Annotated in this window: 25 protein-coding genes and 5 tRNA genes; 12 read left to right on the top strand and 18 right to left on the bottom strand. The window is 66.9% G+C overall.

What is annotated here, in order from left to right:
- Window positions 1–20 precede the first annotated feature (20 nt).
- Window positions 21–1,589 carry a chloride channel protein gene (locus WJ35_RS07220; protein WP_069238974.1) on the bottom strand — a complete coding sequence of 523 codons (1,569 nt, stop codon included), beginning with the start codon at window positions 1,587–1,589 and terminating at the stop codon, window positions 21–23.
- A 177-nt stretch (window positions 1,590–1,766) separates the two neighbouring features.
- Here WJ35_RS07220 and waaC point away from each other — a divergent pair, with 177 nt between their 5' ends.
- The gene (waaC, locus tag WJ35_RS07215) at window positions 1,767–2,768 is read left to right on the top strand and encodes a lipopolysaccharide heptosyltransferase I (protein ID WP_069238973.1); all 1,002 of its coding nucleotides are present in this window, start codon (window positions 1,767–1,769) and stop codon (window positions 2,766–2,768) included.
- A 34-nt stretch (window positions 2,769–2,802) separates the two neighbouring features.
- Here waaC and WJ35_RS07210 read toward each other — a convergent pair whose 3' ends face one another.
- The 8 genes from WJ35_RS07210 to rph all read right to left on the bottom strand — a co-directional run bounded on the left by WJ35_RS07210 (window position 2,803) and on the right by rph (window position 8,616).
- Complete coding sequence (locus WJ35_RS07210) at window positions 2,803–2,982, bottom strand: hypothetical protein (RefSeq protein WP_011883712.1); 180 nt, start codon at window positions 2,980–2,982, stop codon at window positions 2,803–2,805.
- A gap of 98 nt (window positions 2,983–3,080) precedes the next feature.
- On the bottom strand, window positions 3,081–4,391 hold the full coding sequence (locus tag WJ35_RS07205; protein WP_069238972.1) for an MFS transporter: 1,311 nt from the start codon (window positions 4,389–4,391) through the stop codon (window positions 3,081–3,083).
- Between the two features lie 274 nt (window positions 4,392–4,665).
- A complete protein-coding gene (locus tag WJ35_RS07200) occupies window positions 4,666–5,154 on the bottom strand; it encodes a TonB family protein (protein WP_060231425.1) in 489 nt (162 codons plus the stop codon).
- 167 nt (window positions 5,155–5,321) lie between these two features.
- The gene (locus WJ35_RS07195; RefSeq protein ID WP_010091685.1) at window positions 5,322–5,618 is read right to left on the bottom strand and encodes a hypothetical protein; all 297 of its coding nucleotides are present in this window, start codon (window positions 5,616–5,618) and stop codon (window positions 5,322–5,324) included.
- A 209-nt stretch (window positions 5,619–5,827) separates the two neighbouring features.
- A tRNA-Ser gene (locus tag WJ35_RS07190) sits at window positions 5,828–5,915 on the bottom strand.
- 89 nt (window positions 5,916–6,004) lie between these two features.
- Window positions 6,005–7,219 (bottom strand): radical SAM family heme chaperone HemW, encoded by a 1,215-nt coding sequence (hemW, locus tag WJ35_RS07185; protein ID WP_060231423.1) that lies wholly within the window; start codon window positions 7,217–7,219, stop codon window positions 6,005–6,007.
- Between the two features lie 37 nt (window positions 7,220–7,256).
- Window positions 7,257–7,883 (bottom strand): RdgB/HAM1 family non-canonical purine NTP pyrophosphatase, encoded by a 627-nt coding sequence (rdgB, locus tag WJ35_RS07180; protein ID WP_060231421.1) that lies wholly within the window; start codon window positions 7,881–7,883, stop codon window positions 7,257–7,259.
- Window positions 7,876–8,616 carry a ribonuclease PH gene (rph, locus tag WJ35_RS07175; RefSeq protein ID WP_060231419.1) on the bottom strand — a complete coding sequence of 247 codons (741 nt, stop codon included), beginning with the start codon at window positions 8,614–8,616 and terminating at the stop codon, window positions 7,876–7,878. The genes rdgB and rph overlap by 8 nt, the downstream gene beginning before the upstream one ends.
- A 173-nt stretch (window positions 8,617–8,789) precedes the next feature.
- On the opposite strand from rph, the gene WJ35_RS07170 reads away from it, so the two are divergent.
- From WJ35_RS07170 to WJ35_RS07155, 4 genes are all read left to right on the top strand, one after another.
- Window positions 8,790–9,713: a YicC/YloC family endoribonuclease gene (locus WJ35_RS07170; RefSeq protein WP_060231417.1), complete on the top strand. Its 924-nt coding sequence runs from the start codon at window positions 8,790–8,792 to the stop codon at window positions 9,711–9,713.
- Between the two features lie 6 nt (window positions 9,714–9,719).
- The gene (gmk, locus tag WJ35_RS07165; RefSeq protein WP_010091690.1) at window positions 9,720–10,403 is read left to right on the top strand and encodes a guanylate kinase; all 684 of its coding nucleotides are present in this window, start codon (window positions 9,720–9,722) and stop codon (window positions 10,401–10,403) included.
- Window positions 10,404–10,464: 61 nt separating this feature from the next.
- Window positions 10,465–10,668 carry a DNA-directed RNA polymerase subunit omega gene (gene rpoZ / locus WJ35_RS07160; RefSeq protein WP_006400783.1) on the top strand — a complete coding sequence of 68 codons (204 nt, stop codon included), beginning with the start codon at window positions 10,465–10,467 and terminating at the stop codon, window positions 10,666–10,668.
- A 65-nt stretch (window positions 10,669–10,733) separates the two neighbouring features.
- Window positions 10,734–13,100, top strand: a complete 2,367-nt coding sequence (locus WJ35_RS07155) for a RelA/SpoT family protein (RefSeq protein ID WP_029226455.1) — start codon at window positions 10,734–10,736, stop codon at window positions 13,098–13,100.
- Between the two features lie 128 nt (window positions 13,101–13,228).
- Here the strand turns inward: WJ35_RS07155 and WJ35_RS07150 are convergent.
- From WJ35_RS07150 to WJ35_RS07140, 3 genes are all read right to left on the bottom strand, one after another.
- Window positions 13,229–13,305, bottom strand: a tRNA-Arg gene (locus tag WJ35_RS07150).
- 61 nt (window positions 13,306–13,366) lie between these two features.
- Window positions 13,367–13,443: transfer RNA gene (locus WJ35_RS07145), tRNA-Arg, on the bottom strand.
- A 61-nt stretch (window positions 13,444–13,504) separates the two neighbouring features.
- A tRNA-Arg gene (locus WJ35_RS07140) sits at window positions 13,505–13,581 on the bottom strand.
- A gap of 130 nt (window positions 13,582–13,711) precedes the next feature.
- On the opposite strand from WJ35_RS07140, the gene greB reads away from it, so the two are divergent.
- Entirely contained in the window at window positions 13,712–14,275 is a 564-nt protein-coding gene (greB, locus tag WJ35_RS07135; protein ID WP_069238971.1) for a transcription elongation factor GreB, read from the top strand.
- Between the two features lie 85 nt (window positions 14,276–14,360).
- Here the strand turns inward: greB and WJ35_RS07130 are convergent, their stop codons facing one another.
- Window positions 14,361–15,503, bottom strand: coding sequence for a porin (locus WJ35_RS07130; protein ID WP_069238970.1), 1,143 nt, complete (start codon window positions 15,501–15,503; stop codon window positions 14,361–14,363).
- A gap of 520 nt (window positions 15,504–16,023) precedes the next feature.
- Entirely contained in the window at window positions 16,024–16,287 is a 264-nt protein-coding gene (locus WJ35_RS07125) for a hypothetical protein (protein ID WP_069238969.1), read from the bottom strand.
- 391 nt (window positions 16,288–16,678) lie between these two features.
- On the opposite strand from WJ35_RS07125, the gene WJ35_RS07120 reads away from it, so the two are divergent.
- Window positions 16,679–16,882 carry a cold-shock protein gene (locus WJ35_RS07120; protein WP_010091695.1) on the top strand — a complete coding sequence of 68 codons (204 nt, stop codon included), beginning with the start codon at window positions 16,679–16,681 and terminating at the stop codon, window positions 16,880–16,882.
- 162 nt (window positions 16,883–17,044) lie between these two features.
- On the top strand, window positions 17,045–18,172 hold the full coding sequence (locus WJ35_RS07115; RefSeq protein WP_069238968.1) for an exonuclease domain-containing protein: 1,128 nt from the start codon (window positions 17,045–17,047) through the stop codon (window positions 18,170–18,172).
- Between the two features lie 36 nt (window positions 18,173–18,208).
- Here the strand turns inward: WJ35_RS07115 and WJ35_RS07110 are convergent, their stop codons facing one another.
- Both WJ35_RS07110 and WJ35_RS31780 read right to left on the bottom strand, forming a co-directional pair.
- The gene (locus WJ35_RS07110; protein WP_069238967.1) at window positions 18,209–18,802 is read right to left on the bottom strand and encodes a chorismate mutase; all 594 of its coding nucleotides are present in this window, start codon (window positions 18,800–18,802) and stop codon (window positions 18,209–18,211) included.
- Between the two features lie 223 nt (window positions 18,803–19,025).
- Window positions 19,026–19,172: a hypothetical protein gene (locus WJ35_RS31780; protein ID WP_010091699.1), complete on the bottom strand. Its 147-nt coding sequence runs from the start codon at window positions 19,170–19,172 to the stop codon at window positions 19,026–19,028.
- Window positions 19,173–19,369: 197 nt separating this feature from the next.
- On the opposite strand from WJ35_RS31780, the gene WJ35_RS07105 reads away from it, so the two are divergent.
- The 4 genes from WJ35_RS07105 (at window position 19,370) to WJ35_RS07090 (ending at window position 23,977) form a co-directional block, all read left to right on the top strand.
- On the top strand, window positions 19,370–19,759 hold the full coding sequence (locus WJ35_RS07105; RefSeq protein ID WP_069238966.1) for a DUF2946 domain-containing protein: 390 nt from the start codon (window positions 19,370–19,372) through the stop codon (window positions 19,757–19,759).
- Between the two features lie 128 nt (window positions 19,760–19,887).
- Entirely contained in the window at window positions 19,888–22,248 is a 2,361-nt protein-coding gene (locus WJ35_RS07100; protein WP_069238965.1) for a TonB-dependent receptor, read from the top strand.
- Window positions 22,236–23,495 carry a sialidase family protein gene (locus tag WJ35_RS07095; protein ID WP_069238964.1) on the top strand — a complete coding sequence of 420 codons (1,260 nt, stop codon included), beginning with the start codon at window positions 22,236–22,238 and terminating at the stop codon, window positions 23,493–23,495. Before WJ35_RS07100 ends, WJ35_RS07095 begins: the two co-directional genes overlap by 13 nt.
- Window positions 23,492–23,977: a TlpA family protein disulfide reductase gene (locus WJ35_RS07090; protein WP_069238963.1), complete on the top strand. Its 486-nt coding sequence runs from the start codon at window positions 23,492–23,494 to the stop codon at window positions 23,975–23,977. Before WJ35_RS07095 ends, WJ35_RS07090 begins: the two co-directional genes overlap by 4 nt.
- Before the next feature lie 85 nt (window positions 23,978–24,062).
- On the opposite strand, the gene WJ35_RS07085 is transcribed toward WJ35_RS07090, so the two are convergent.
- Window positions 24,063–24,317, bottom strand: coding sequence for a GlsB/YeaQ/YmgE family stress response membrane protein (locus WJ35_RS07085; RefSeq protein WP_060231403.1), 255 nt, complete (start codon window positions 24,315–24,317; stop codon window positions 24,063–24,065).
- Between the two features lie 401 nt (window positions 24,318–24,718).
- Window positions 24,719–24,794 (bottom strand) — tRNA-Thr (locus tag WJ35_RS07080).
- Window positions 24,795–24,824 lie beyond the last annotated feature (30 nt).

Raw genomic sequence — 24,824 nt, 5'->3', positions numbered from 1 at the left:
CGGCCGGCGCCGGTGGTGATCTACTGAGCGTCGCGCGGGTCGGCTGCCGTCGACGCCGGCGAGTCGGCATCGGGCCGTGCCGCAGAGGCGTGCGCTGCGTCGTGGCCGGCTGCGGGTGCCGATCCGGATGACGGCGATTGCGCCTGCGTCGCGACCTCTGCGTCGCCGTCTTCTTCGCGCAGCGTGTCGAGCGGATCGGCTGGCGCATCCTGCGGCTCCGTGACGCCGCTCGCGGCCGTAGCCGCCGCGGCAGCGGCAGCCGCCGCTGGTGCCGTAGCGGACGGTGCGGCGGCCGGCGGCGCGAGATAGCGCTGCGCGAGCGTCTCGTACAGCGGCGGCACGAAGAAGCGCGAGACGCGGCTCGAGATCAGCGCGGTGGCCATCAGCGAAATGACGAGCGCGTGGCCGTTGATCATCTCCATCACGATCACGAACGACGTGATCGGCGATTGCGTGACCGCCGCGAGGTAGCCGACCATCGCGAGCGCGATCAGCACCGGCAGGCTCATGTTGCCGAACACGACGTGCAGCAGGTTGCCGAAACCCGCGCCGATCGACAGCGACGGCGCAAAGATGCCGCCCGGGATGCCGGGCAGGTAAGACGCGACCATCGACACCATCTTCAGGAACGGATACAGCACGGACAATTGCTCGCGCCCGTCGAGCAGGCCGCGCGCTTCCGCATAGCCGCTGCCGAACGTCGTGCCGCCCGACACGAGACCGACCACGGCGATCACGAAGCCGCACAGCGCGGCGAACGCGATCGGCCGCTCGCGATACAGCGCGAGCAGCCGCGCCGGCAGCCAGCGGCCGGTATTGAGCAGCAGCCAGCAGAACAGCCCGCCGGCGACGCCGGTCACGACCGCGGCGACGAGCACCGCGACCGCGAGCAGCTTCGGGAAATGGGCGCCGGCGTCGATCGTCCCGAAATACGTGTAGTTGCCGTTCAGCCCGAGCGCGACCACGCCGGCGATGATGATCGCGGTGATCAGCACGCCGCTCGCGCGCGCGGAGAAGCTGCGCGTCAGCTCCTCGATCGCGAACACGATGCCGGCGAGCGGCGTGTTGAACGCGGCCGACAGACCGGCCGCCGCGCCCGCGAGCACGAGCTGGCGCTCGATCTGCGCGGTCGAGCGCGGATAGAAGCGCCGCAGGTTGAACATCAGCGCCGCGCCGACCTGCACGGTCGGCCCTTCGCGGCCGATCGTGAAGCCGCCGAGGATCGCGAAGAACGAAAGCAGGATCTTGCCGAACAGGATGCGCAGCGTCAGCAGCCGCGCGCCGAACGCGCCGGGGCGCGCGTGCAGCGTCGCGATCACCTGCGGGATGCCGCTGCCTTCCGCGCCGCGGAAGAAGCGGCGGGTCAGCCAGACCGAGCCGGCTGCGATCGCAGGAGTCAGCAGCAGCGGCAGCCAGGGCGCGTGCTGCCGCAGCGTGCGGAACGCGTCATACCCCCAGTCGATCAATCGCGCATAGAACACGGCAGTCAGGCCGACGGCGATCGCGCCGAGCCAGAACACGCCGTACTGGCGCCACAGGCGCCGGGTGCGGCGGGTGAGGGCGGGAAACAATGGCGGGGAACGTTGCATCGGCGCGGCCGCTGGCAAAGGACCGATTATAAAAAAGGAAATCGCGCCGTGACGTGTTTAACAAGCCGTCACAATAAAGATACATTTTGTTGCAAATGTAAGTTGATTGTATTCCTCACGTCGTCCGGGCTTCACTAGTATCCCTAAATTCCCCGCTCTCGCAATTCGAACATAAACGTGAACCGCATCCTCATCGTAAAAGTGACGTCGCTCGGCGACGTCGTCCAGACCCTGCCGGTGGTCGCCGACCTTCATCGCGCGTTTCCGGGCGTGACGGTCGACTGGGCCGTCGACGAATCGTGTGCGGAGGTGGTGCGCTGGCACCCCGGCGTGAACAACGTGTTGTGCGCGCCATTGCGGCGGTTCAAGAAGCTGCGCGGCGGCGCCGACCTGAAGGCGATCTGGGCCTCGATCAGCGCGTTGCGCGCGCACCGTTACGATGCGGTCATCGACCTGCACGGCGTCTACAAGAGCGCGATCATCTCGGCGCTGGCGCGCGCCGCGCGCCGGGTCGGCTATCAGACGCAGGATCTCGGCGAATCGGGGGCGCGCTTCGCGTATTCGGACCATTTCGGCCCGCGGCCCGCATGCGATGCCTGGCACGGGATGCGCGTGAGTGCGGGCGAGGCGTTCGGCTACGCGCCGCAGGGCGCCGCCGATTACGGGATCGTCGCGCCGCCCGACGACGCGTGCCTGCCGGCCGCCGTGACCGACGACGGGCCGTTCATGCTGATGTTCCATGCCACGTCGAACGACGACAAGCGATGGCCGGTCGAGCGCTGGGCGGCGCTTGCGACGCGGATGATGGCGCGCGGCATGCGCGTGCTGCTGCCGTGGGGCTCGCCGGCCGAGCACGCGGTCGCTCAGGAGATCGCCGCGCGTGCGCCCGGGGCAACCGTGCTGCCCGCGATGTCGGTGCGCGAACTGGGCGCGGCGATCGGTCTGGCGACGCTCGTGGTCGGTGTCGACACCGGCTTCGTGCATATGGCGCACGCATTGAAGCGCCCGACCGTGATGATCTTCGTCGCGACGTCGCGGCACCATTGCGGCATCGGCGGCGCGCCGCATGCCGTGTCGATCGGCGAGCCCGGTGCGCCGCCGTCGGTTGCGCAGGTGCTCGACGCGATCGATGCGGTCGGCCCGGCGCATGGCGCGCGGCGTGTGCGCTTGACGGCCTGACGGGGCTATCGACGCCGCTGTGCGCGCGAGCGCTTCACGCGAGCAACGCTTCGACCGTCACCACCGCCGCGATCGCGGCCAGATTCGCCAGCAAGGCTTCGACGAGCAGCCCGCGCCAGCTTTGCGGCCGAAAGCGCGCGGCGAGCAGCAGCGCGCTGCCGAGCGCGAGCGCGAGGATCAGCACGAGGTCGGCGTTGTTCAGATGGACGTTCATCGCGGCGCCTCCTTGAGATGGAGAAGTTCCGGGCGCGGTGCGCCCGGCTCCGAGTATAGGCAGCGCCGCGCGCCGTACAACGGGGGCTGTCCCGGAGTTCAGACGAGCGATGCGTCGCGGGTTTCGCGCATCAGCAGCACGCCGATCAGGCTGAGCGCCGCCGCGACGGACACATAGCCGCCGACCCACGACAGGCCGCCGTGCGCGGCAAGCAGCTGCGCGATGTACGGCGCGATCGACGCGCCGAGGATTCCGCCGAGGTTGTACGCGACGCCCGCGCCCGTATAGCGGACATTGGTCGGGAACAGTTCCGGCAGCAGCGCGCCCATCGGCGCGAACGTCACGCCCATCAGGAACAGCTCGAGCGTCAGGAACAGCGCGACGAGCGGCATCGAGCCGCTGCCGAGCAGCGGCGCCATCGTGAAACCCGACAGCAGTGCGGCGATCGCGCCCACGATCAGCACCGGCCGGCGGCCGAAGCGATCCGACGCCCAGGCCGACAGCGGCGTCGCGAGCCCCATGAACACGACCGCGAGGCAGAGCAGGCCGAGGAAGCTCTGGCGCGGGATATGCAGTGTCGCGACGCCGTACGACAGCGAGAACACGGTCGAGATGTAGAACAGCGTGTAGCAGACGACCATCGCCAGCGCGCCGAGCAGCGTCGGCTGCCAGTGTTGCGTGACGAGCGTCGCGACCGGCACGCGCACGCGTTCGTTGCGCTCGAGCGCGGCCTGGAACGCGGGCGTCTCGGCGATCTTGAGCCGCACGTACAGCCCGAGCGCGACGAGCACCGCGCTCACGAGAAACGGAATGCGCCAGCCCCAGCTGCGGAACTGCGCGTCGGACAGTGATAGGGCGAGCGCGAAGAACAGCCCGTTCGACATCAGGAAGCCGACCGAGGGCCCAAGCTGCGGGAACATGCCGAACCAGCCCCGCTTGCCTTGCGGCGCGTGCTCGGTCGCGAGCAGCGCGGCGCCGCCCCATTCGCCGCCGAGGCCGATGCCCTGGCCGAAGCGCAATACGCACAGCAGCACCGGCGCGAGCGTGCCGATCGCGTCGTAGCCGGGCACGAGGCCGATCGCGGTGGTGGACAGGCCCATCACGAGCAGCGACGCGACGAGCGTCGACTTGCGGCCGATGCGGTCGCCGAAATGACCGAACAGGAACGAGCCGATCGGCCGTGCGATGAACGCGATGCCGAACGTGACGAACGCGGACAGCGCCTGCGCGGTTGCGGAGCCGTGCGGGAAGAACACCGGGCCGATCACGAGCGCGGCGGCGGTCGCGTACACGTAGAAATCGTAGAACTCGATCGCGGTGCCGATGAAGCTCGCGAACACGATGCGCTTGTGGCTGACGGCGCCGGCCGTATTGGTTGCGTGCGCAACGGCCGGTGAGGATGCGGACATGGATGTCTCCGTTTTTTGGTCTTGATGAACGCCCGGTGAGGTGCGCGGCCACGCAGGCGGATGCCTGCCCGGACCGTCGAGCGGGAGAAGGTGGCGGCATGGATGCGCGCCGCAGCGCGGATCGTCGCCCGCCGGTCGACGCTGGAGACGGATGGTCGCCGCCGTGATCGGCTCGCCTGCCTGGTGAGGCGCGAGCCCGCGTGCGGCGTGATGGCCGCGGCGAATGCGGAAAATTATAGCCAGCGCTGCCGAGCGCCGGCAATCGCGCACCGCTTCAGTCGATCGTTTGCGCCTGCGCCGACGCGGTGCTCTGCAACTGGAACTTGCCGTTGTCGTTGAAGAGCCAGCTTTCCATCAGCTCTACCTGGCCGTTGCCGTCGAGCAGTTTCGCGGGCGGCGGCGGCAGCGGCGCCGAACGCCGCAGCGACGCGAGCGCGAGCGACTCGGCCTCGCTGTCGCCGTTGCTGCGGTATACCGATGCGTGCACGAGCTGGCCGCTGCGATCGATCGTGAACGCGAGCACGACGAGCGAGCGCAGCATCGCCTGCGGCGTGCCGCGCAGCACGCCGGACGGATTGCGCTCGGCGACGTGTTCGGCAACTTCGGTGCGGTACTGGGCGAGGGTGGCGCTGCGTATGACCGACGGCATCGTCAGGACCGCGCGTGGGGGCGGCAGGGTGATCGTGCAGGCAGCGAGCATGGCGACGGCGGCCGCGGCGGCAACACGCAGCCGGCCGACGCCTGACAGGGGGATGGCGAACATGGCGTGGCGCCGGGGAACACGATAGACAAATGATAGTCGCGCGATGGATCGCGCGACATCGCGACAAACGTATATCGCGCGGCGCGCGTGGCTGCGACGGCTGATGACGCGCGCCGTACCTGCGCCGCTCCTGTCGGCTGATCGTCAGGCGACGCGTGCCGGCCCGCTCAATACCCGTGCGTGACGAGCGACAGGACCGACAGGTCCGGATGCGTGCCGTCGACGATGCTCTTGCCGATATGCACGGCTTCGTGGACGGCTTCGTCGACGGTCGAGTAGCTTTCCTCGCCGTCCGCATGGAACGGCACGGCGTGGCCGGGCAGCGCGGGATTCGCGCCCGGATGGCAGACATAGCCGGTGTAGGTGAAGCGTGTGTCGTTGCCCGGCATCGAGGTTGGCACGACATGGATCTCGAAGCCTTCGTAGTAATCGACGTGGCGGATCGGAGTCGACTGTTCGGACATGGCGGTCTCCGTGTGCGGCGCGGGCGGGTAAGCCCGTGCGGCATCGAATGCGCGGCGGCGTTCGTGTCGCCGTTCTGATCCGAATTCTAGGCGATGGCCACGCAACGGGGCAGGCAGGGAATACCGCCACGTGTCGTGCCGCATGCCGTGCGGCGGCGCAAACAAAAACCCCGTCATTCAGGGAATGGACGGGGTTTGGCGAACCTTGCTGGCGGAAGCGGTGAGATTCGAACTCACGGACAGTTGCCCGTCGCTGGTTTTCAAGACCAGTGCCTTAAACCGCTCGGCCACGCTTCCACGAGGCGGCATTGTAACCGAAATGCCGCCCCTGTCGACCGGAGTTGGCACTTCAGTGCTTACTCCGGTCCCATGCTTTGCGGTCATGTTCAATCGTCGCGCAGGAACAGTTCCTGCAGGTCGTTGAGGAAGCGCTGGCCGAGCGGTGTCGGCGCGATCTGCGCGAAATCGCGCGCGATCAGCCCGCGCCGTTCGGCTTCCTTCAGCGCCGGCTCGATCGTGCTCATCGGCAGCCCCGTGCGCTCGGCGAAGCTGTGCACCGGGAAGCCCTCGACGAGCCGCAGCGTGTTCAGCATGAACTCGAACGGCAGGTCGCGCGCGCCGACTTCGCGTTCTTCCTGGACCGGCGTGCCGGCCATCGCCTGCTCGATGAAGGTCGCCGGATGCTTGTAGCGCGCCTGCCGCAGGATGCGGTTCGGGAACGACAGCTTCGTGTGCGCGCCCGCGCCGATCCCGAGATAGTCGCCGAAGCGCCAGTAGTTCAGGTTGTGCTTGCACTGGTGATGCGGCTTCGCATACGCGGACACTTCATAGCGTTCGTAGCCGGCCTCGGCCGTGCGCGCATGAATCCACTCCTGCATGTCGGCGGACGCGTCGTCGTCGGGCACCACGGGCGGAAACTTCGCGAACAGCGTGTTCGGCTCGAGCGTCAGGTGATACAGCGACAGATGCGGCGGCGCGAACGACAGCGCGGTCTCGATGTCGGCGCGGCATTCGTCGAGCGTCTGGTTCGGCAGCGCGAACATCAGATCGAGATTGAAGTTGTCGAACGTGTTCGCGGCGACCTCGACGGCCGCGCGCGCCTGCGCGGCGTCATGGATGCGGCCGAGCGCCTTCAGGTGCGTCTCGTTGAAGCTCTGGATGCCGACCGACAGGCGATTCACGCCGCTCGCGCGGAACTGCGCGAACTTCGCGGCTTCGAAGGTGCCGGGATTGGCCTCGAGCGTGATTTCCGCATCCGCGTCGAGCGGCAGCAGCGCGCGCACGTCGGACAGCAGGCGGTCGAGGCCGGCTGCGGACAGCAGGCTCGGCGTGCCGCCGCCGATGAACACGGTATGCACCTGCCGACCCCACACGAGCGGCAGCGCGTGCTCGAGATCGGCGCGCAACGCGTCGAGGTACTCGGTCTCCGGAAACCGCTCGCCTTTCCATTCGTGCGAGTTGAAATCGCAATACGGGCACTTGCGCACGCACCACGGGAAATGCAGGTACAGCGCGAGCGGCGGCAGCGACGTCAGCCGCACCTGCCCGGGCGACGTGAAGGTCGCGACGACGCGCGCGCCGGTGTCCGCGGCCTGGCTCATGGCGCCCCCCGCGAACGAATGTGAGCGTGGGGGCGGTTCATTCTCCCTCCGCAAGCCGCGCGAGCAGCGCCTTGAGCGCGAGCGCGCGATGGCTGAGCGCGTTCTTCACCGGCGGCTCGAGCTCGGCGGCCGTCGCGCCGAGCGACGGCAGGTAGAAATACGGGTCGTAGCCGAATCCGTGCGCGCCGCGCGGCGCGTCGACGATCTCGCCGTGCCAGCGGCCTTCGGCGAACAGCGGTTCCGGATCGTCGGCATGCCGTACGAGCGCGAGCACGCAGCAGTAGTACGCGCGGCGGTCTGCGACGTCGCGCAATTGGTCGACGAGATGCGCGTTGTTCGCCGCGTCGCCTTTCTCGAGCCCCGCGCGTTGCGCGTAGCGCGCCGAATAGACGCCCGGCGCGCCGCGCAGCGCGCGCACGCACAGCCCCGAATCGTCGGCGATCGCCGGCAGCCCGGTGAGCTGCGCCGCGTGCCGCGCCTTCGTCAGCGCGTTCTCGATGAACGTGCGGTACGGTTCTTCCGCTTCCGGAACCGCGAGGTCGCCCTGCGGAATCACGTCGATGCCGACGGTCGAGAACATCGCCGTGAATTCGCGCAGCTTGCCCGCATTGTTCGACGCAAGCACGATGCGCGACAGCGGCGGCGTGAGGCGATCGTCAGACATGGCTCACACCCAGCGCGTCCTTCTGCAGCCGCACGAGCTCGCCGATCCCGCTTTGCGCCAGGTCGAGCAGCGCGTTCATCTCGTCGCGCGAGAACGGCACGCCTTCCGCCGTGCCCTGGACTTCGACGAAGCCGCCCGCGCCCGTCATCACGACGTTCATGTCGGTGTCGCAGCGCGAATCTTCCGGGTAATCGAGATCGAGCACCGGGGTGCCGTCGAACACGCCGACCGAAATCGCGGCGACGTGGTCGGTGATCGGCGAGCGCGCGAGCTTGCCGGCGGCGATCAGCTTCGACACCGCATCGTGCGCGGCGACGAACGCGCCGGTGATGCTCGCGGTGCGCGTGCCGCCGTCGGCCTGGATCACGTCGCAGTCGATGTGGATCGTGCGCGGGCCGAGCGCCTCCAGGTCGAACACCGCGCGCAGCGCGCGGCCGATCAGGCGCTGAATTTCCTGCGTGCGGCCCGTCTGCTTGCCGCGCGCCGCTTCGCGATCGCTGCGCGTATGCGTTGCGCGCGGCAGCATGCCGTATTCGGCGGTCAGCCAGCCTTGCCCGCGGTCGCGCAGGAATTCGGGCACGCGCTCGGCGACGCTCGCCGTGCAGATCACCTTGGTGTCGCCGAATTCGACCAGCACGGAGCCTTCCGCGTGCTTCGTGTAGTGGCGCGTCAGGGTGACCTTGCGCAGTTCGTCGGCGCGGCGGCCGCTCGGACGGGAAGTGGATTGCGTCATGAGGGAAAGATGGCTGGGAGGAAACCCTGATTTTAGCGCCGAACGGCCGGCGCGCCCGGCGGGGTCTGCGCCAAAAATGGGATAATGCGCGTTTCCCGCCCCGCGCTTGCGAATGCGCCGGGCGCCTCGACTTATCCCCGGCCCGCGAGGGCATTCAGACGGCGAGACGAACCATGATCTACAGCATGACGGGCTACGCGAGCGCGACACGCGAACTCGCAGCGGCGACGGGCAACGGCGGCACCAGCGTGTCGGTCGAATTGCGTACCGTGAACTCGCGTTTCCTCGACCTGAATTTCCGCATGCCAGACGACGTGCGCGCGTGCGAACCCGCGCTGCGCGAGATGCTGATGAACAAGCTGTCGCGCGGCAAGGTGGACGTGCGCATCAACCTGCAGCGCGGCGAGCAGAGCATCGGCGCGGGCGCGCTGAACCAGGCGGCGCTCGGCCAGCTCGCGGACCTCGAGCGCACGGTGCTCGAGTCGTTCCCGGGCGTGGGCCGCCTGCGCGCGGGCGAGATCCTGCGCTGGCCCGGCGTGATCGCCGAGAGCGGCGTGTCGGCCGACGCGATCCGCGACGCGGTGCTCGCGTGCGGCAAGGAGGCGATCAACGAGCTGGTCGTCGTGCGTTCGCGCGAAGGCGCGCAGCTCGCGGCGATGCTGCTGTCGAACGTCGCCGAGATGGAGGCGATCGTCGCGCGCATCACGCCGCTCGTGCCGGAGCTGATCGCGAAGCATCAGCAGAAGATCGTCGAGCGGCTGCAGGAAGCGCTCGGCCTCGCGGCGCCGGAAGGCAGCGCGCCGATCGTGTCGCGCGAGGAAGCCGCAGAGCGCATCCGTCAGGAAGTGACGATGTACGGCATCCGGATCGACATCGCGGAAGAGCTGTCGCGGCTCACCGCGCACCTGAACGAAACGCGTCACGTGATCGAGAAGGGCGGCCGCGTCGGCAAGCGTCTCGACTTCATGATGCAGGAACTGAATCGCGAGGCGAATACGCTCGGCTCGAAAGCGGCGGCCAAGGAACTGGCCGATGCGTCGATGGCGCTCAAGCTGCTGATCGAGCAGATGCGTGAGCAAGTGCAAAACCTGGAGTAACGCAACATGACCGAATCCACCCACGACGGCCACGCCGCGCATGCGCTGCACGGCGGCATCTATCCCGGCAACCTGTTCATGGTCGTCGCGCCGTCGGGCGCCGGCAAGTCCACGCTGGTGAACGCGCTGCTGTCGAAGGACACGGATATCTGCCTGTCGATCTCGTACACGACGCGCAAGCCGCGTCCGGGCGAGCAGGATGGCCAGCATTATCATTTCACGACCGTCGACGATTTCCGTGCGCGCCACGCCGCGCACGAATTCCTCGAGAGCGCGGAGGTGCACGGCAACTTCTACGGCACCTCGCGCGTCTGGATCGAGGAGCAGATGAAGAACGGCCACGACGTGCTGCTCGAAATCGACTGGCAGGGCGCGCAGCAGGTGAAGAAGCAGTTCCGCAACGCAGTCGGCATCTTCATCCTGCCGCCGTCGCTCGACGCGCTCGAGGAGCGCCTGAAGAAGCGCGGCCAGGACGAGCCGAACGTGATCACGCGGCGCCTCCTCGCGGCCGGCAGCGAGATGGCGCACGCATCGGAAGCGGAGTACGTCGTGATCAACGAGAACTTCGATCGCGCGCTCGCCGAGCTCGAATGCATCGTCGCCGCGACGCGCCAGCGCTTCATTTCGCAGTACGCGCGACATGCGGAGCTGTTCATCGAGCTCGGCATCCACCAGCCGCACGCGGAATGACGGGCGAGTGTCGAGGGACATAAGGTAGAATAAGCACTATATTCAGAAGGAATTACCCAACATGGCTCGCATTACCGTCGAAGACTGCCTGAAGCAAATCCCGAACCGCTTCGAACTGGCGCTCGCCGCCACCTATCGCGCGCGGCAGCTCGCGCAAGGCCATACGCCGAAGATCGAAAGCCGCGACAAGCCGACGGTCGTCGCGCTGCGCGAGATCGCGGCCGGCCAGGTCGGCCTCGAGATGCTGAAGAAGGTGCCGGTCTAACGCGCACCGGTTCACTCCAGCCATGTAGTCCACGCGCGCAACGATTGCTGACCGAGGAGGCGAATATGAGCACCACCCCATCGTCCGCCTCCGCGGATCCGACCACCGAAGCCACGGCACAATCGCCTGCGCGCCAGTACATCGACGCGGTCCTCGAACAGTCGTTCCGGCATCTGTTCGGGCCGACCGCCACGCCGGAGCAGCCGCGCAAGCACGGCGTCGTTTCGATCGCGAAACTGACCGCCGCGCTTGCCGAATACCTGGCGCCGGAAGAAATCAAAGAGGTCAAGGCGGCGTTCCACTTCAGCGACGAAGCCCACCTCGGTCAATATCGCCAGAGCGGCGAACCCTACATCACCCATCCTGTCGCCGTCGCGGAAATCTGCGCCGGCTGGAAGCTCGACGCGCAGGCGGTCATGGCCGCGCTGCTGCACGACGTGATGGAAGACCAGGGCGTGACCAAGAGCGAGCTGGCCGAACGGTTCGGGCCGAAGGTCGCGGAACTGGTCGACGGGCTGTCCAAGCTCGACAAGATGGAATTCCGCAGCCGCGAGGAAGCGCAGGCGGAAAACTTCCGCAAGATGCTGCTCGCGATGGCGCGCGACGTGCGGGTCATCCTCGTCAAGCTCGCCGACCGTCTGCACAACATGCGCACGCTCGGCGCGGTGCCGATGGAAAAGCGCCGCCGCGTCGCGCGCGAAACGCTCGACATCTACGCGCCGATCGCGCACCGGCTTGGTCTGAACAATACCTATCGCGAGCTGCAGGACATGAGCTTCGCGAACTTCAACCCGCATCGCTACGCGACGCTCGAGAAGGCGGTGAAGGCCGCGCGCGGCAATCGACGCGAGGTGATCAGCAAGATCCTCGAGGCCGCGCAGCGTGCGATGGCCGACGCGAAGATCGACGCCGAGATCACCGGCCGCGAAAAGACGATCTACAGCATCTACCGGAAGATGCGCGACAAGCAGCTGTCGTTCTCGCAGGTGCTCGACGTGTACGGCTTTCGCGTCGTCGTCGAGAATCCGCTCGACTGCTATACGTGCATCGGCGCGCTGCATGCGCTGTACAAGCCGGTGCCGGGCAAGTTCAAGGATTACATCGCGATCCCGAAGATCAACGGCTACCAGTCGCTGCACACGACGCTCGTCGGCCCGTTCGGCGCGCCGATCGAGTTCCAGGTGCGCACGCGCAAGATGCACGAGATCGCCGAGGCGGGCGTCGCCGCGCACTGGCTGTACAAGAACGGCGGCGCGGATCTCAACGACGTGCAGAAGCGCGCGCACCAGTGGCTGAAGTCGCTGCTCGACATCCAGAGCGAGGCCGGCGATTCGAGCGAATTCCTCGAGCACGTGAAGATCGACCTGTTCCCGGATGCGGTCTACGTGTTCACCCCGAAGTCGAAGATCATGGCGCTGCCGCGCGGCGCGACGGCGCTCGACTTCGCGTATTCGATCCACAGCGATCTCGGCAACCAGTGCGTCGCCGTGAAGATCAACAACGAGCTGCTGCCGCTGCGCACCGAGCTGAAGAGCGGCGACATCGTCGAGGTGATCACCGCGCCGTATTCGAAGCCGAATCCCGCATGGCTCGGCTTCGTGCGCACCGGCAAGGCGCGTTCGGCGATCCGTCACTACCTGAAGACGATGCGCCTGAACGAATCGGTGCAGCTCGGCGAGCGGCTCGTCGACCAGAGCCTGAAGGGCTACGGTCTCGCGCTTGCGGACGTCACGCCGGAAGTATGGGAAAAGCTCGTGCAGTGGACGGGCAACAAGAGCCGCCAGGAAATCTTCGCGGACATCGGCCTCGGCCGCCGCGTCGCCGCGGTGATGGCCAAGCGCATCGAGGTGCTGATGAGCGGCCGCGACGCGGACGACGACCTGCCGAAGGCCGAGCGTCATGCCGCGCATCATGCGCCGCCGGTCGTGATCACCGGCACCGAAGGGATGTCGGTGCAGCTGTCCGCGTGCTGCCGGCCGATTCCGGGCGACGCGATCATGGGCTATATCGGCATCGGCTTGGGGATGGCGATTCATACGACCGATTGCCGCGTTGCGCAGCGCATCCACCGGCGCGATCCGGGCCGCTGGATCGACGTCGAATGGGCGCCGCAGCCGGGGCGCCTGTTCGACGTCGCGGTGAAGGCGCTCGTGAAGAACACGAAGGGGATCTTCGCGCGCGTGGCGGCGGACATCACGTCGGCTGACGCGAACATCGTCCACATCGCGATGGACGAGGACCTCACGCACGAGTCGACGGTGCTGCGCTTCGTGATCCAGGTCAGCGACCGCGTCCACCTTGCGAACGTGATGCGGCGCGTGCGGACCAATCCGGACGTGATGCGGATCATGCGCGAGCGTTCGACCGACGACGGCGCGCATGCGCGTCACGACGGCGGGATGCGGATCGAGCGCGAGCGGCAGGACTACTGACGCTGCACGGTTGCGGCGAGTCGAGACGGCGGCCACGGGCCGCCGTTTTCTTTGGGGCGACGGAAGGGAAGTCGAAGAAGGGAGCGGAAAGGAAAAAAGGGCCTTCCCGGAGGAAGGCCCTTCTGAAGTGGCGCGGCTGGCAGGATTCGAACCCACGACCCCTTGGTTCGTAGCCAAGTACTCTATCCAACTGAGCTACAGCCGCACGCAAAGCGGTACTACTTCAACTGTCGGGACCTTCTACGGTGGGAAGGCCCCCAAAAAAGTGGCGCGGCTGGCAGGATTCGAACCCACGACCCCTTGGTTCGTAGCCAAGTACTCTATCCAACTGAGCTACAGCCGCACGCAAAACGGTACTGCATCGAACTGAAAGGGCCTTCGATTCGGAAGGCCCTCGAAAATGGTGGCGCGGCTGGCAGGATTCGAACCCACGACCCCTTGGTTCGTAGCCAAGTACTCTATCCAACTGAGCTACAGCCGCACGCAGAAAAGGGATTATAGCAGGGTCGCGTAAAAAGGGAAGCCTTATTCGCAAAAAATGTCGCCTGATCTTGCATGCCCGCGTTCGTGTACCCTTGGGGCATCAGTCATTCACGTATCGAATCAGCATCATGAACAAGGCGTTTGTGAAAGAGTCGGACGGCGACGACGACGATCTCGACCAGGCCCAGACGGCGATCCCGGCGGGCTCGAAGAACTACATCACGCCCGCGGGGCACAAGCGCCTCAGGGACGAGCTGCTGAACCTGATCGACGCCGAGCGGCCCGAAGTCGTGCGGCTCGTGTCGTGGGCGGCGTCGAACGGCGACCGCTCCGAGAACGGTGACTACATCTACGGCAAGCGGCGGTTGCGCGAGATCGATCGGCGCATCCGTTTCCTCACGAAGCGGCTCGACATCGCCGAAGTGGTCGACGCGAGCCGGCAGGAGAACACCGACCAGGTGTTCTTCGGCGCGACCGTCGACTATGCGACGCCGGACGGCGAGGAACACACGATCACGATCGTCGGCATCGACGAGGTCGATCTCGACCACGGTCACGTGAGCTGGATCTCGCCCGTCGCGCGCGCGCTGCTGAAGGCGAAGATCGGCGACACCGTCACGCTGATGACGCCCGCCGGCCCGCAGCCGATCGACGTGCTCGACGTGCGCTATCCGGCGCGGGACGACGCATGAGCGGGTAGCGGCGTGCGGCGTCGCAGTGATGCGTATCGACGTCCGCGGCGCCCGCACGGCCAGCGCCCGTGACGGCTGCGATGGTTCAGAAGCGGTGGCGCATACCCGCGGTGACGGCGATTTGCTTGTTCGTCGACGACGCGCTGCCGAGTCCGTTGATGTTCGCGCCGATCGCCAAGCCGTCCGCGTTGACGCGCTGGTATTCGCCCTGCAGATAGAAGTCGGTGCGCTTAGACAACGCGTAGGCGGCCTGCAGGTTGAATTGGTGCCATTTCGGCGACTGGCCGACGATGCGCCCGTCGGTGTACGTGTACGAGCCGGCGAGCGACAGTGCCGGCGTCAGCGCATAGCGGCCGTTGATTTCATAGTTGTTGAAGCGGGTGCCGCCCGCGAGCGCGATGCCGCGCGACACACCCGACTGTCCGGCGCTGATGCCGGCCGAATCGGTGAGGCGCGTCTGCGTGAACACGAAACCGGCCGTTGCCGGGCCGAACGAGTAGTTCAGGCCCGCGCCCCAGGTGCGCTGACGGCTGGCCGCGAACGTCCAGTCGCCCGCGACTGCGCCGGGATCGCTGACCGCCTGCGCCAGTCCGTTCACGTTGTTGTTCAACTGCATGTATGCGGCCGCGACGTTGAAGCCCATGAAGCTGTACGACGCGCCGACGCTGTACGCGCGGTTGTTCGCGAAATTGCTCGAATTCGAGAAGCCGTACAACGCGCCGAACTTCAGGCCGTTGTAGTTCGCGCTCTGGTACTTGACCGCGTTGTTGATCCGGAACGAGTTGTTCAGGTTGTCGTTGTCGAACGGGTGCGCGAACTGGGTGCCGCCGTATTGCGTGCCGGTCAGCGACAGCGGGCCGAGATAGTCGACGACGCTGTCGTACTGGCGGCCCAGCGTGACCGAGCCGTACACGCTGTGCGAGAGCCCGACGAATGCCTGACGGCCGAATTCGCGGCCGTTCTGCTTGAGCGTGCCGTTATTGATGCCGAAGCCGTTTTCCAACGTGAAGATCGCCTTCAGGCCGCCGCCGAGGTCTTCGGCGCCGCGCAGGCCCCAGCGGCTGCCGTTGACCGAGCCGGTCGATTGCTGCCAGGCGCTGTGGCCGCCCTGGTTATTCGTGTACGTGATGCCGGCGTCGATCAGGCCGTACAGCGTGACGCTGCTTTGCGCGTGCGCGGCGGTCGCGGGAATGCCGGCCAATGCGGCAACGATCAGCGTCTTTTTCATGATCTGTCTCCAAACGATTGTTGTCGATCGAAGCGGCAGTGGGCTGTCGCGCGCATCGCCATCGAGCGGTACGCGCGCGACATGCGGGGCAGCGGCCGCTCAGTCACCAATCCGTTTTGTAGTGTATGAAGCGCCGTGGCTCCGGTAGAGAAGCGCGTGCCGCAATACTGTATTTAGGATGGCGCAAGAATCGTCGCGCGGGCGGAGTGCCCCGATTATCCGGGCATTGCGGCGGCGCAACATACGATTGCAGTCGTCAGCAGTGCGTACTGACGTTGCGCCGTCGCGACACTGCCAACGCCACCGCGCAAACAATCCGATTATTGACACATCGGCAATAGAGGTTTGTGCGGAGCATGGATAATGAAAGGATGTTATGTCGCTATACTGCGATTTCTGCTTTCCGAAGCAGACTTTTTCGTTGACGGAAAAGATCTCCAAACCTTTGTCGGCGCGACTTTCCAGTCGCGCTTTTTTTTGCCCGTCGTTCCTGTCCTTCCCCGCGGCTTCTCCCGCGCCGCTACGAGTACGAGCGTCGCTTGCGTCTCGCAGCCGGTTCCGCGTCGTTGGTTTGCGCCTGCGGCGGCGTGTACGTCCAGTCTTCCATCACGTAGTGACGCGCATCGAGCGGCGACGCCAGCAGGTTCTGCCAGTGGTCGCCATGCCAGGTCGTATCGAATTCGGCCTCGCAAGGTTGTTCACGTGCAGGGTCGGCAAGGGCGCGCGACTTTCGGCGGCCGCGGCCGAGCCGGCTCGCGAAGCGCTTGATTCCGTCCAGCCACATGACTTTCTCCTCCAATTGCGTGACTCCAGCATCGCAACGTGGCGCGGCTTGCGCAACCGGAAAAAACCCCGAGGATTTTACCGGCATGATTCGACCCCGGTATGTTTTTCATCATTTCGATTAACGGTGCTCCATGCCCGGTAATATTGACAGGGTTTTGGCGCGAATTAGTTAATAGAAGACGAGTGTGTGCCCATTCCAATGGCATTGATGTGATTTTGATAAAGAGGGCGTTAAAAATTTGCTTGACGCGCCTCGATCGTCCAATTTATAAAGTCAGCACTCCGTCCCCGGACGCAGCGCCCATTGGGAATCGGCACGCTGTTACGGGTGTTCGGGAAGCGGCTATAAATGGTAGCTATTTTGATCAAATCGAGTGGGGAACGAAGGTATGGATACCGGTATCGTGAAATGGTTTAACGATGCTAAAGGTTTCGGTTTTATCACGTCAGACAATGGCGGTGAGGATCTGTTTGCGCACTTTTCCGAAATCAAGATGGATGGCTTCAAAACGCTGAAGGAAAATCAGCGTGTTTCCTTCGACGTGAAAGTCGGGCCGAAAGGCAAGCAGGCTGCGAATATCCAGGCGATCTGACGCACCGCGCATTGCCGATCACGTCCGAGCCCCCGCTTCGTCGGGGGCTTTTTGCTTTTCCGGCCGCGAAAACGGTCGACGGGCGGATCGATTTCGGTTGCACTGGCCCGCGACACCCGCGCCGGTGCATACTCGCGGAAGCATCGTTTCTCCCGTCTCTTCATGTCCGACCTTTATCCGTCCGATCCTGCCAGCGAACAGCCGCTCGTCTTCGTCGACCTCGAAACCACCGGCGGCTCGTCCGCCGAGCACCGCATCACCGAAATCGGCGTGGTCGAAATCGGCCCGCTCGGCGTGTCGACGTGGACCTCGCTCGTCAATCCCGGGCAGCCGATTCCTCCGTTCATTCAGCAACTGACCGGCATTTCGGATGCGATGGTGCGCGATGCGCCGTCGTTCGCATCGCTCGCGCCCGCGCTGTTCGAGCGGCTAGACGGCAAGCTGTTCGTCGCACACAACGCCAGCTTCGACCGCGGGTTCCTCCGCGCCGAGTTCGAGCGCATCGGGCTGGCATTCAATCCCGACGTCCTGTGCACCGTGCGCTTGTCGCGCGCGCTGTTCCCGCGCGAATCGCGGCACGGGCTCGACGCGCTGATCCAGCGGCACGGACTCGTGCCGTCCGCGCGGCACCGGGCGCTCGCGGATGCCGACCTGCTGTGGCAGTTCTGGCGCCAGTTGCACGAGACCGTGCCGCTCGAGCGGTTGCGCGACCAGATCACCCGTACGACCCGCCATTTCCGTCTGGCGGGCGGACTGACCGAGGCGTGGCTCGACACCGCGCCGGCGGGATGCGGCGCCTATGCGTTGTTCGGCGAAGCGGACGAACCGCTCTATGTCGGGCGCAGCGTGCGGGTGCGGCAGCGGCTGCGTGCACTGCTGACCGGCGAGCGGCGCTCGTCGAAGGAACTGCGGCTCGCCCAGCAGGTACGGCGCGTCGAGTGGCGGGAGACCGGTAACGAACTCGGCGCGATGCTCGCCGAAGCGCAGTGGATTGCGCGCCTGCGCCCGGCATACAACCGGCGACCCACGGCTGCGGCCGTACGTGCCGGTGATGCGCCGTGGCCGTTCGACGGTGCGGTTGCGTTCGAGGCGCACGGCGAGCGCCGGCTGTTCCACGTGATCGAAGGCTGGCGCTACCTCGGCGCGGTGGAGACGCTCGACGCAGCCGCGCGGCTCGCGGCGGACGGCACGGACGGCGCGTTCGAGCCCCATACGCAGCGTCTGTTGCAGACCTATCTCGCGCGCGGCCTCCAATTGATCCCGCTGGCGGCGTTCGCGGCAGCCGACTGAGAATCGCGCGCGGCTGCCTGCGATCGTGGCGGCCGGTCAGCCGATCGCGCTTGCGCCGCCCGCCGCGCACACATGAGACAGCGCGGTGCCGAGCGCCTGCGTACGCGTCGAATCGTAGCGCGTCAGCGCCTTCCAGTTGGCGATGCTGCGCGCGAGCCGCGCCTGGCAATCCGGTGCGTCGCGTACCGGCGCGGCTTGCGCGAGCGCGGCCAGCATCTTCTGCGTGAGCCGGTCGAGCTTCGGGCGTGTGCTGGTCGCGAGATCGGGCGGCGTGCCTTCGGGCGGCCGGGTGGCCCGCCACGTCGCGAACAGCGCGTTCTGCACGTCCTTGCTGGCCGCGATCTGGTCCTCGAAGAACCGTCGGGCGAATGCCGGATCGATGCCGGCCTGCGTCGCGCGCTTCTCGACGGACGCGAGCAGCGCCGCTTCACGCGGGCGATCCTCGATCGGCTTGCCGTTCGCCCATTTCCAGCGCGCGACCGGCTCGGCGAGCGCGAGGCGCTGAGAGGCAAGCGCGACGAGATTGGTCAGCGCCGTATCGTCGCCGTCTGCGCGCGCTGCGGGCGGCGCCGAAAGGAATGCGACACCCAGCGTGGCGACAGCGAGGCTGGCACGAATGGCTTGTTTCATCGGGACGTTCGGAAGTGGCCGCAGGGGCCGTGGCGGGAAAAACAGAAGAATAGACGAAGACAGTCGCGCGGCGTGGCGACGCGACAGCGGATATTCAGCGGACGCGCCGAACCGGCACCGTCAGGCCGTTGCAGCCCGGGTGCAAAGCGATCTGCGCACGAAACGCAGCGAGAAACCGCACGATCTCGATCGACACGCGACGGTTACAGAGCGGAACGCTCGTTCACTTCGGCGAGTACAGCTTGTGCTGCTCGTCGAAGAACGCCCGCACGTGCTCGGGCAGCTCGGCGAGGAATTCCACGCCAACGGGTTCCGGGTCCGGGCTCATCACTTGCTCCGGCGGCGGCATGCGGATCGGCTTTTCGTCCATGATCGTTTCTCCAACGGGTTCAATGATTATCAGCCTCGTGCTCAGATTTATGCCAGCAACGAATCGTTAGATTTTGTCTCTGTTGTATTCGCGGCACATGCGTTGGCGCGCGCTGTCCGATGCCGACTATTGCGCCGCGCAGGATCGGCAACGATCGGTCCGCTTGCTATACTTGCGCGCACTTTTCCTGGACCGCGATGAAACGAACGACGCGATGGATCGGCCTCGTCTGGCTGGCGCTGGTACTGAACGTACTGTCGCCCGTCGTCGGCTACGCGCGCGTCGCGGCGAGCGGTTCCGGCGCGCTTCCGCTCGAGCTGTGCAGTGCGGCCGGCGCCCACCGCGTCGTGTTCGCACCGTCCGCCGACGAGCAGGGCGCGGCGTCGTTCGATCATGCGGGCGTGCCGCATTGCGTGTACTGCCCGGGCTTCGCGTCGAACGTCGCGCTCGCCACCAGCGTGCCTGTCTTGCCCGGCTTCGTGCGCGCGTTCGCCTACCGGGCCGTCGCACCTGTCGTGCCCGATCGTCCCGGGCAGCCTATCCGACTCGCGCAGCCGCGCGCGCCGCCTGAAATCGTCCCGATCTGATTGATATCGTCCGCGCGCCTCGACGGCGCGCGTGCCGCCCGCGGGCGCGTTCCGCGCGCCACGCCTCACGCGCGCGCTGCGTGCGCTCGCGTGCTGCGGCATTCGGTCACGTTTTCAGGAATTGATCCATGTCGTTCACCTTCGCCGCGCGGCCGTCGCGCGGCCGGGTCGCGCTTGCCTGCGCGGCCGCTTTCGCATGGCCGCTCGCGCAAGCGGCCCCGATCGACGGCGCGTCCGCCGATCCGACCTCCGGCGCGACGCGCGTGTCCGCCGACGGCGCGCCGTCCGCTGCCGTGCCCACGCCCGCACCCACGCCGACCGGCGACACGCTCACCGCCGTCAGCGTGACCGCGCAGCGGCAGCCCGTCGACCCCGACACGCCGGCTGTCGTCGAATCGATCTCGCGCGACCGGATCGACGCGCACACCAACGTCAACACCGAGGACGCGCTGAAGTACGCGCCGAACCTGATGGTGCGCAAGCGCTACATCGGCGACCGCAACGCGGTGTTCGCAGGTCGCGACTTCAACGAGCTGCAAAGCGCGCGCGGGCTCGTCTATGCCGACGGCTTGTTGCTGTCGAACCTGCTCGGTTCGAGCTATGCATACCCGCCGCGCTGGTCGCTGATCCCGCCCGACGACATCGCGCGGGTCGACGTGCTCTATGGCCCCTTTTCCGCGCTGTATCCGGGCAACGCGATCGGTTCGACCGTGCTGCTTACGACCCGCCGGCCGGAGCGGCTCGAGGCGTCGCTGTCGACGCAGTTCTTCACGCAGCGCTACCGCGACGGATACGGGTTCGCCGACAGCTTGGGCGGCAACCACCAGACCGCGCGGATCGCGAACCGCGTCGGCCGCTTCTGGTTCGCGCTGTCGCTCGACCGCCTCGAAAACAACGGGCAGCCGATGCAGTATGCGAGCCCGAACGCGAGCTACAACCCGAAGCTCGGCCGCGCGGTGCCGGTCACCGGCGCCGCGACCGACATCGGGCCGAACGGCAGGCCGCGCACGATCGTCGGCGCGCAGTCGATCGAGCGCACCGAGCAGATCAACGAGACGGTGCGGATGGGCTACGCGTTCACCGATCACGTCGACGCGACGCTCACGCTCGGCCACTGGGAGAACCACTACCGGCAGCACGGCGAGACCTTTCTGCGCGACGCGGCGGGCAACCCGGTGTACGGCGGCAACGTGTCGATCGGCGGGCAGAACATGACCGTTGCGCCGAGCGCATTCGCGCCGCAGCGCGGCGACCAGGAGAACTGGCTGTACGCGCTCGGGCTGAACGCGCGGCTCGATTCCGGCTGGCGGCTGTCGGGCGTCGTGTCCGCGTACGACGTGTCGCGCGACGTGCTGCGCGCGGCGTCGACCGCGCAGGGCGGCCCGGGCACGCAGTTCCAGGGCGACGGCACCGACTGGCGCACGCTCGACCTGAAGGCGGAAGCGCCGGAGCTGAAGGGGCATACCTTCATGTTCGGCTATCACTACGACAACTATTTCCTGCGCAACGTCACATTCAACACGGCTGACTGGCAGGCCGGGCCGACCACGTCGCTCGCGAGCGTCTATCGCGGCGACACGCGCACGCAGGCACTGTTCGCGCAGGACGCGTGGCGCTTCGCGCCGGGATGGCTCGCGACGCTCGGCCTGCGCTACGAGCGCTGGGACGCTTACGGCGGCGCGCTCGGCAACGCGAGCGGCACGTTCGGCTATGCGGATCGCAGCGCGAATGCGCTGTCGCCGAAGGCCGCGCTGCAGTGGGATGCGACGGACGTCTGGCGCTTTCGCCTGTCGTTCGCGACCGGCACGCGTTTTCCGACGGTCGGCGAGATGTTCCAGGGCTCGATCTCGAACAACGCGATCGTCAACAACAACCCGAACCTGCGGCCGGAAAAGGCGATCGACTGGGACTTCACGGCCGAGCGCGACGTCGGCGTCGGCGTCGTGCGCGCGAGCGTGTTCCAGAGCGACCTGCGCGATTCGATCTACAGCCAGACGACGGTGTCGGGCGCGTCGACGGTCACAAACACCTCGAACGTCGATCGCGTTCGCGTGCGCGGCGTCGAACTGGCGTTCAGCGGCCAGAACGTCGGGCTGACAGGGTTCGACGTCGATGCGAACGTGTCGGCGAGCAATGCGCAGATCCTGTCCGACGCGGCGAATCCTGCGTATGTCGGCTCGCGGTTTCCACGCATTCCGCGCATGCGCGCGAATCTGCTCGCGTCGTACCGCTTCGACGAGCACTGGCTCGCGAGCGTCGGCGTTCGCTATTCCGGGCGTCAGTTCAACACGCTCGACAACAGCGACGTGAATCCGGGCGTCTACGGCGGCACCAGCGCGTTCACGGTCGTCGACCTGAAGGCGCGCTACCGCTTCGACCGGCACTGGGTCGCGTCGGTCGGCATCGACAACCTGACGGACCGCCGCTACTACGTGTTCCACCCGTATCCGGGCCGTACTTTCTTTGGAGAGCTGAAATGGTCGCTGTGAAATCGTTCGCGGCAGGCTGCGCGCTCTGGCTCGCGGCGCTGTCGGTCGCCGGTGCGCATGAGGCGGCGAAGCCTGCCGATCCGCATGCCGCGCACATGGGCGCGCAGACGGCGCCCGCACCGCAGAAGCAGCCGCTCGCGACGGGCGCTGCGTTCGACAAGCGGCATCGGCTGTGGGTCGCGTGGGTGGAGGGCGAGCATGTGGTCGTCGCGCATTCCGACGACGCGGGCCGCACGCTGTCGGCGCCCGTCACCGTCAACGCGATGCCCGAGCCGATCTATACGAGCGCCGAGAATCGCCCGAAGGTCGCGACGAGCCCGGACGGCCGCGCGATCTACGTATCGTGGTCGATGCCGCTCGACGCGCCGTACACGGGGATGGTGCGCTTCTCGCGCTCGCTCGACGGCGGCGCGACGTGGAGCGTGCCGATCACCGTGCACCGCGACCGGCAGATGATCACGCACCGCTTCGACATGATGGCGGTCGACCCGGCGGGCCGGATCCATCTGGCGTGGATCGACAAGCGCGACCTGGGCGCGGCGAAGGCGGCCGGGCAGGCGTACGACGGCGCGGCCGTCTATTACGCGGTGTCGCGCGACGGCGGCGCGTCGTTCGAGCCCGAGCGCAAGGTCGCCGACCACACGTGTGAGTGCTGCCGGATCGCGATGGCGATCGATCCGGCCGGGCGCGTCGAGGCCGCGTGGCGCAACGTGTTCCCCGGGCAGATCCGCGATCATGCGCTCGCGGTGCTGCCGATCGCGGCATCGGAGCCGGTTGCGCCGCTGCGCGCGACGTTCTCGAACTGGCACGTCGAGGCGTGTCCCGATCACGGTCCGGCGCTCGCGATCACGGCCGACGGCACGCGCCATCTCGCATGGTTCGGCGTCGTCGACGGTCGCGCCGATGTGTTCTATTCGCGGATCGGCGCCGACGGGCAGCCGCTCGGCGCCGCCTGGGCGTTCGGCGCGAATCCGGCCGCGCCCGGCGAGCAGGCGTCGCATGCGGCGCTCGTCGCGCGCGGCGACGTCGTGTGGCTCGCGTGGAAAGCGTTCGACGGCGACACGATGCAGATCAAGCTGCGCCGCTCGGACGATCGCGGCGCGCACTGGTCGGACCCGCGCGTGATCGCATCGACGTCGGGCGCAAGCGACAACCCGCAACTGCTCGACGACGCGGGGCGTGTCTATCTGTCGTGGCGCACGCGCAATGACGGTTATCGCCTGATCGCGGTGGAGGGCGGGCAATGAAGCGAGGGTGGATCGTGGCGCTCGGCGCGCTGCTCGCGAGCGTGCCGGCATGGGCCGGCGAGCTGCAGCCGCTGCGTGCGGCCGAGGTCGCGACGCTGTACGCGAGCGCGCATGAGCGGCCGCTCGCCGTCGAGATCTGGTCGCTCGACTGCGGCTACTGTCGCGAGAACGCCGCGCATCTCGTCGCGTGGCAGCGCCGTCATCCGGAGGTGCGCGTCGCGATGATCGCGATGGATGCGTACGACGAGAACGGTGCGGCGATCGAGCAGGCGCTCGCGCAGATGAACCTGCCGTCGCACGTCGCGCAGTACGCGAACGCCGACGCGATGCCGGAACGCCTGCGCGCGGCGCTCGATGCGGGATGGCGCGGGGAACTGCCGCGCACCGTGTGGATCGGCCGCGATGGCGCGCGCGACGCGCGCAGCGGCTTGCTGACGTCCGACGTGCTGGACGGCTGGCTGCGGCACGGCAACGGCCGCTGACGAGGACGGCGGCGCGCGAAGGGCTGCGCGCCGCGTCTCGGTGGGCCAGAAACGAAAACGCGCCCGAAGGCGCGCGAGAAGATCGTCAGGCCGCTCGCCTGAACAGCCGGATCACGAACAACAGGATCACCGCGCCGATCACCGCGATGATCACGGAGCCGACGAAGCCGCTGCCGATATGGATGCCGAGCAGCCCCGCGAGCCATCCGCCGATGACCGCGCCGACGATCCCGACGATGATGTCGACGATGAGCCCGAAGCCGCCGCCCTTGACGAGCACGCCGGCAAGCCAGCCGGCGATCGCGCCGATGATGAGCCACATTATCAAGCCATGAGTCATGGTGATCCTCTCCTTGTGTTTGAGTCGAAATGACCGGACGCCGGCTGTTCTGCCGCATGCTGCTTGAAGGCGACAGTGCGACCCGCCGCGCCGCCTTCGCAATGTAACGCGATAGGCGGGTCGGAATCGTTAAGTAATGTTATGCACGCTTAAACGCTTTTTCCAGCAGATTCGCCGGCTCACCGGGCGTGGTGCGTGGGAGAGGAGAGCGGTGTCGGGAGCGATGCTGGCTGAGCGGCGGCTGCCGCAACGTGGCGCACGGCAAGGTGTCGCAGCGGCAATCACGCGGCTGCGTAGCGCAGGCTGAATGAGAGGGAGAACGGGCGCACGCGGTGTTGCACGAACGTGGGTCGGAAAAAAGAAAAGGCCTGACGAGCATTACTCGTCAGGCCTTTATGTCTTGGTGCCGGAGATAGGAGTCGAACCTACGACCTTCGCATTACGAATGCGCTGCTCTACCAACTGAGCTACACCGGCAGCAGAGAAATGAAATTATATGGTCAAGTC

The sequence above is a fragment of the Burkholderia ubonensis genome (assembly GCF_001718695.1).
GTDB lineage: Bacteria > Pseudomonadota > Gammaproteobacteria > Burkholderiales > Burkholderiaceae > Burkholderia > Burkholderia ubonensis_B.
This window is presented reverse-complemented; position numbering and strand designations above follow the sequence as displayed.

Excerpts from the sequence above, each read along its gene's own strand:
- WJ35_RS07220 (WP_069238974.1), bottom strand. The coding sequence starts at position 1,589 with ATGCAACGTTCCCCGCCATTGTTTCCCGCCCTCACCCGCCGCACCCGG.
- WJ35_RS07210 (WP_011883712.1), bottom strand. The coding sequence starts at position 2,982 with ATGAACGTCCATCTGAACAACGCCGACCTCGTGCTGATCCTCGCGCTC.
- WJ35_RS07205 (WP_069238972.1), bottom strand. The coding sequence starts at position 4,391 with ATGTCCGCATCCTCACCGGCCGTTGCGCACGCAACCAATACGGCCGGC.
- WJ35_RS07200 (WP_060231425.1), bottom strand. The coding sequence starts at position 5,154 with ATGTTCGCCATCCCCCTGTCAGGCGTCGGCCGGCTGCGTGTTGCCGCC.
- WJ35_RS07195 (WP_010091685.1), bottom strand. The coding sequence starts at position 5,618 with ATGTCCGAACAGTCGACTCCGATCCGCCACGTCGATTACTACGAAGGC.
- hemW (WP_060231423.1), bottom strand. The coding sequence starts at position 7,219 with ATGAGCCAGGCCGCGGACACCGGCGCGCGCGTCGTCGCGACCTTCACG.
- rdgB (WP_060231421.1), bottom strand. The coding sequence starts at position 7,883 with ATGTCTGACGATCGCCTCACGCCGCCGCTGTCGCGCATCGTGCTTGCG.
- rph (WP_060231419.1), bottom strand. The coding sequence starts at position 8,616 with ATGACGCAATCCACTTCCCGTCCGAGCGGCCGCCGCGCCGACGAACTG.
- WJ35_RS07170 (WP_060231417.1), top strand. The coding sequence starts at position 8,790 with ATGATCTACAGCATGACGGGCTACGCGAGCGCGACACGCGAACTCGCA.
- gmk (WP_010091690.1), top strand. The coding sequence starts at position 9,720 with ATGACCGAATCCACCCACGACGGCCACGCCGCGCATGCGCTGCACGGC.
- rpoZ (WP_006400783.1), top strand. The coding sequence starts at position 10,465 with ATGGCTCGCATTACCGTCGAAGACTGCCTGAAGCAAATCCCGAACCGC.
- WJ35_RS07155 (WP_029226455.1), top strand. The coding sequence starts at position 10,734 with ATGAGCACCACCCCATCGTCCGCCTCCGCGGATCCGACCACCGAAGCC.
- greB (WP_069238971.1), top strand. The coding sequence starts at position 13,712 with ATGAACAAGGCGTTTGTGAAAGAGTCGGACGGCGACGACGACGATCTC.
- WJ35_RS07130 (WP_069238970.1), bottom strand. The coding sequence starts at position 15,503 with ATGAAAAAGACGCTGATCGTTGCCGCATTGGCCGGCATTCCCGCGACC.
- WJ35_RS07125 (WP_069238969.1), bottom strand. The coding sequence starts at position 16,287 with ATGTGGCTGGACGGAATCAAGCGCTTCGCGAGCCGGCTCGGCCGCGGC.
- WJ35_RS07120 (WP_010091695.1), top strand. The coding sequence starts at position 16,679 with ATGGATACCGGTATCGTGAAATGGTTTAACGATGCTAAAGGTTTCGGT.
- WJ35_RS07115 (WP_069238968.1), top strand. The coding sequence starts at position 17,045 with ATGTCCGACCTTTATCCGTCCGATCCTGCCAGCGAACAGCCGCTCGTC.
- WJ35_RS07110 (WP_069238967.1), bottom strand. The coding sequence starts at position 18,802 with ATGAAACAAGCCATTCGTGCCAGCCTCGCTGTCGCCACGCTGGGTGTC.
- WJ35_RS31780 (WP_010091699.1), bottom strand. The coding sequence starts at position 19,172 with ATGGACGAAAAGCCGATCCGCATGCCGCCGCCGGAGCAAGTGATGAGC.
- WJ35_RS07105 (WP_069238966.1), top strand. The coding sequence starts at position 19,370 with ATGAAACGAACGACGCGATGGATCGGCCTCGTCTGGCTGGCGCTGGTA.
- WJ35_RS07100 (WP_069238965.1), top strand. The coding sequence starts at position 19,888 with ATGTCGTTCACCTTCGCCGCGCGGCCGTCGCGCGGCCGGGTCGCGCTT.
- WJ35_RS07095 (WP_069238964.1), top strand. The coding sequence starts at position 22,236 with ATGGTCGCTGTGAAATCGTTCGCGGCAGGCTGCGCGCTCTGGCTCGCG.
- WJ35_RS07090 (WP_069238963.1), top strand. The coding sequence starts at position 23,492 with ATGAAGCGAGGGTGGATCGTGGCGCTCGGCGCGCTGCTCGCGAGCGTG.
- WJ35_RS07085 (WP_060231403.1), bottom strand. The coding sequence starts at position 24,317 with ATGACTCATGGCTTGATAATGTGGCTCATCATCGGCGCGATCGCCGGC.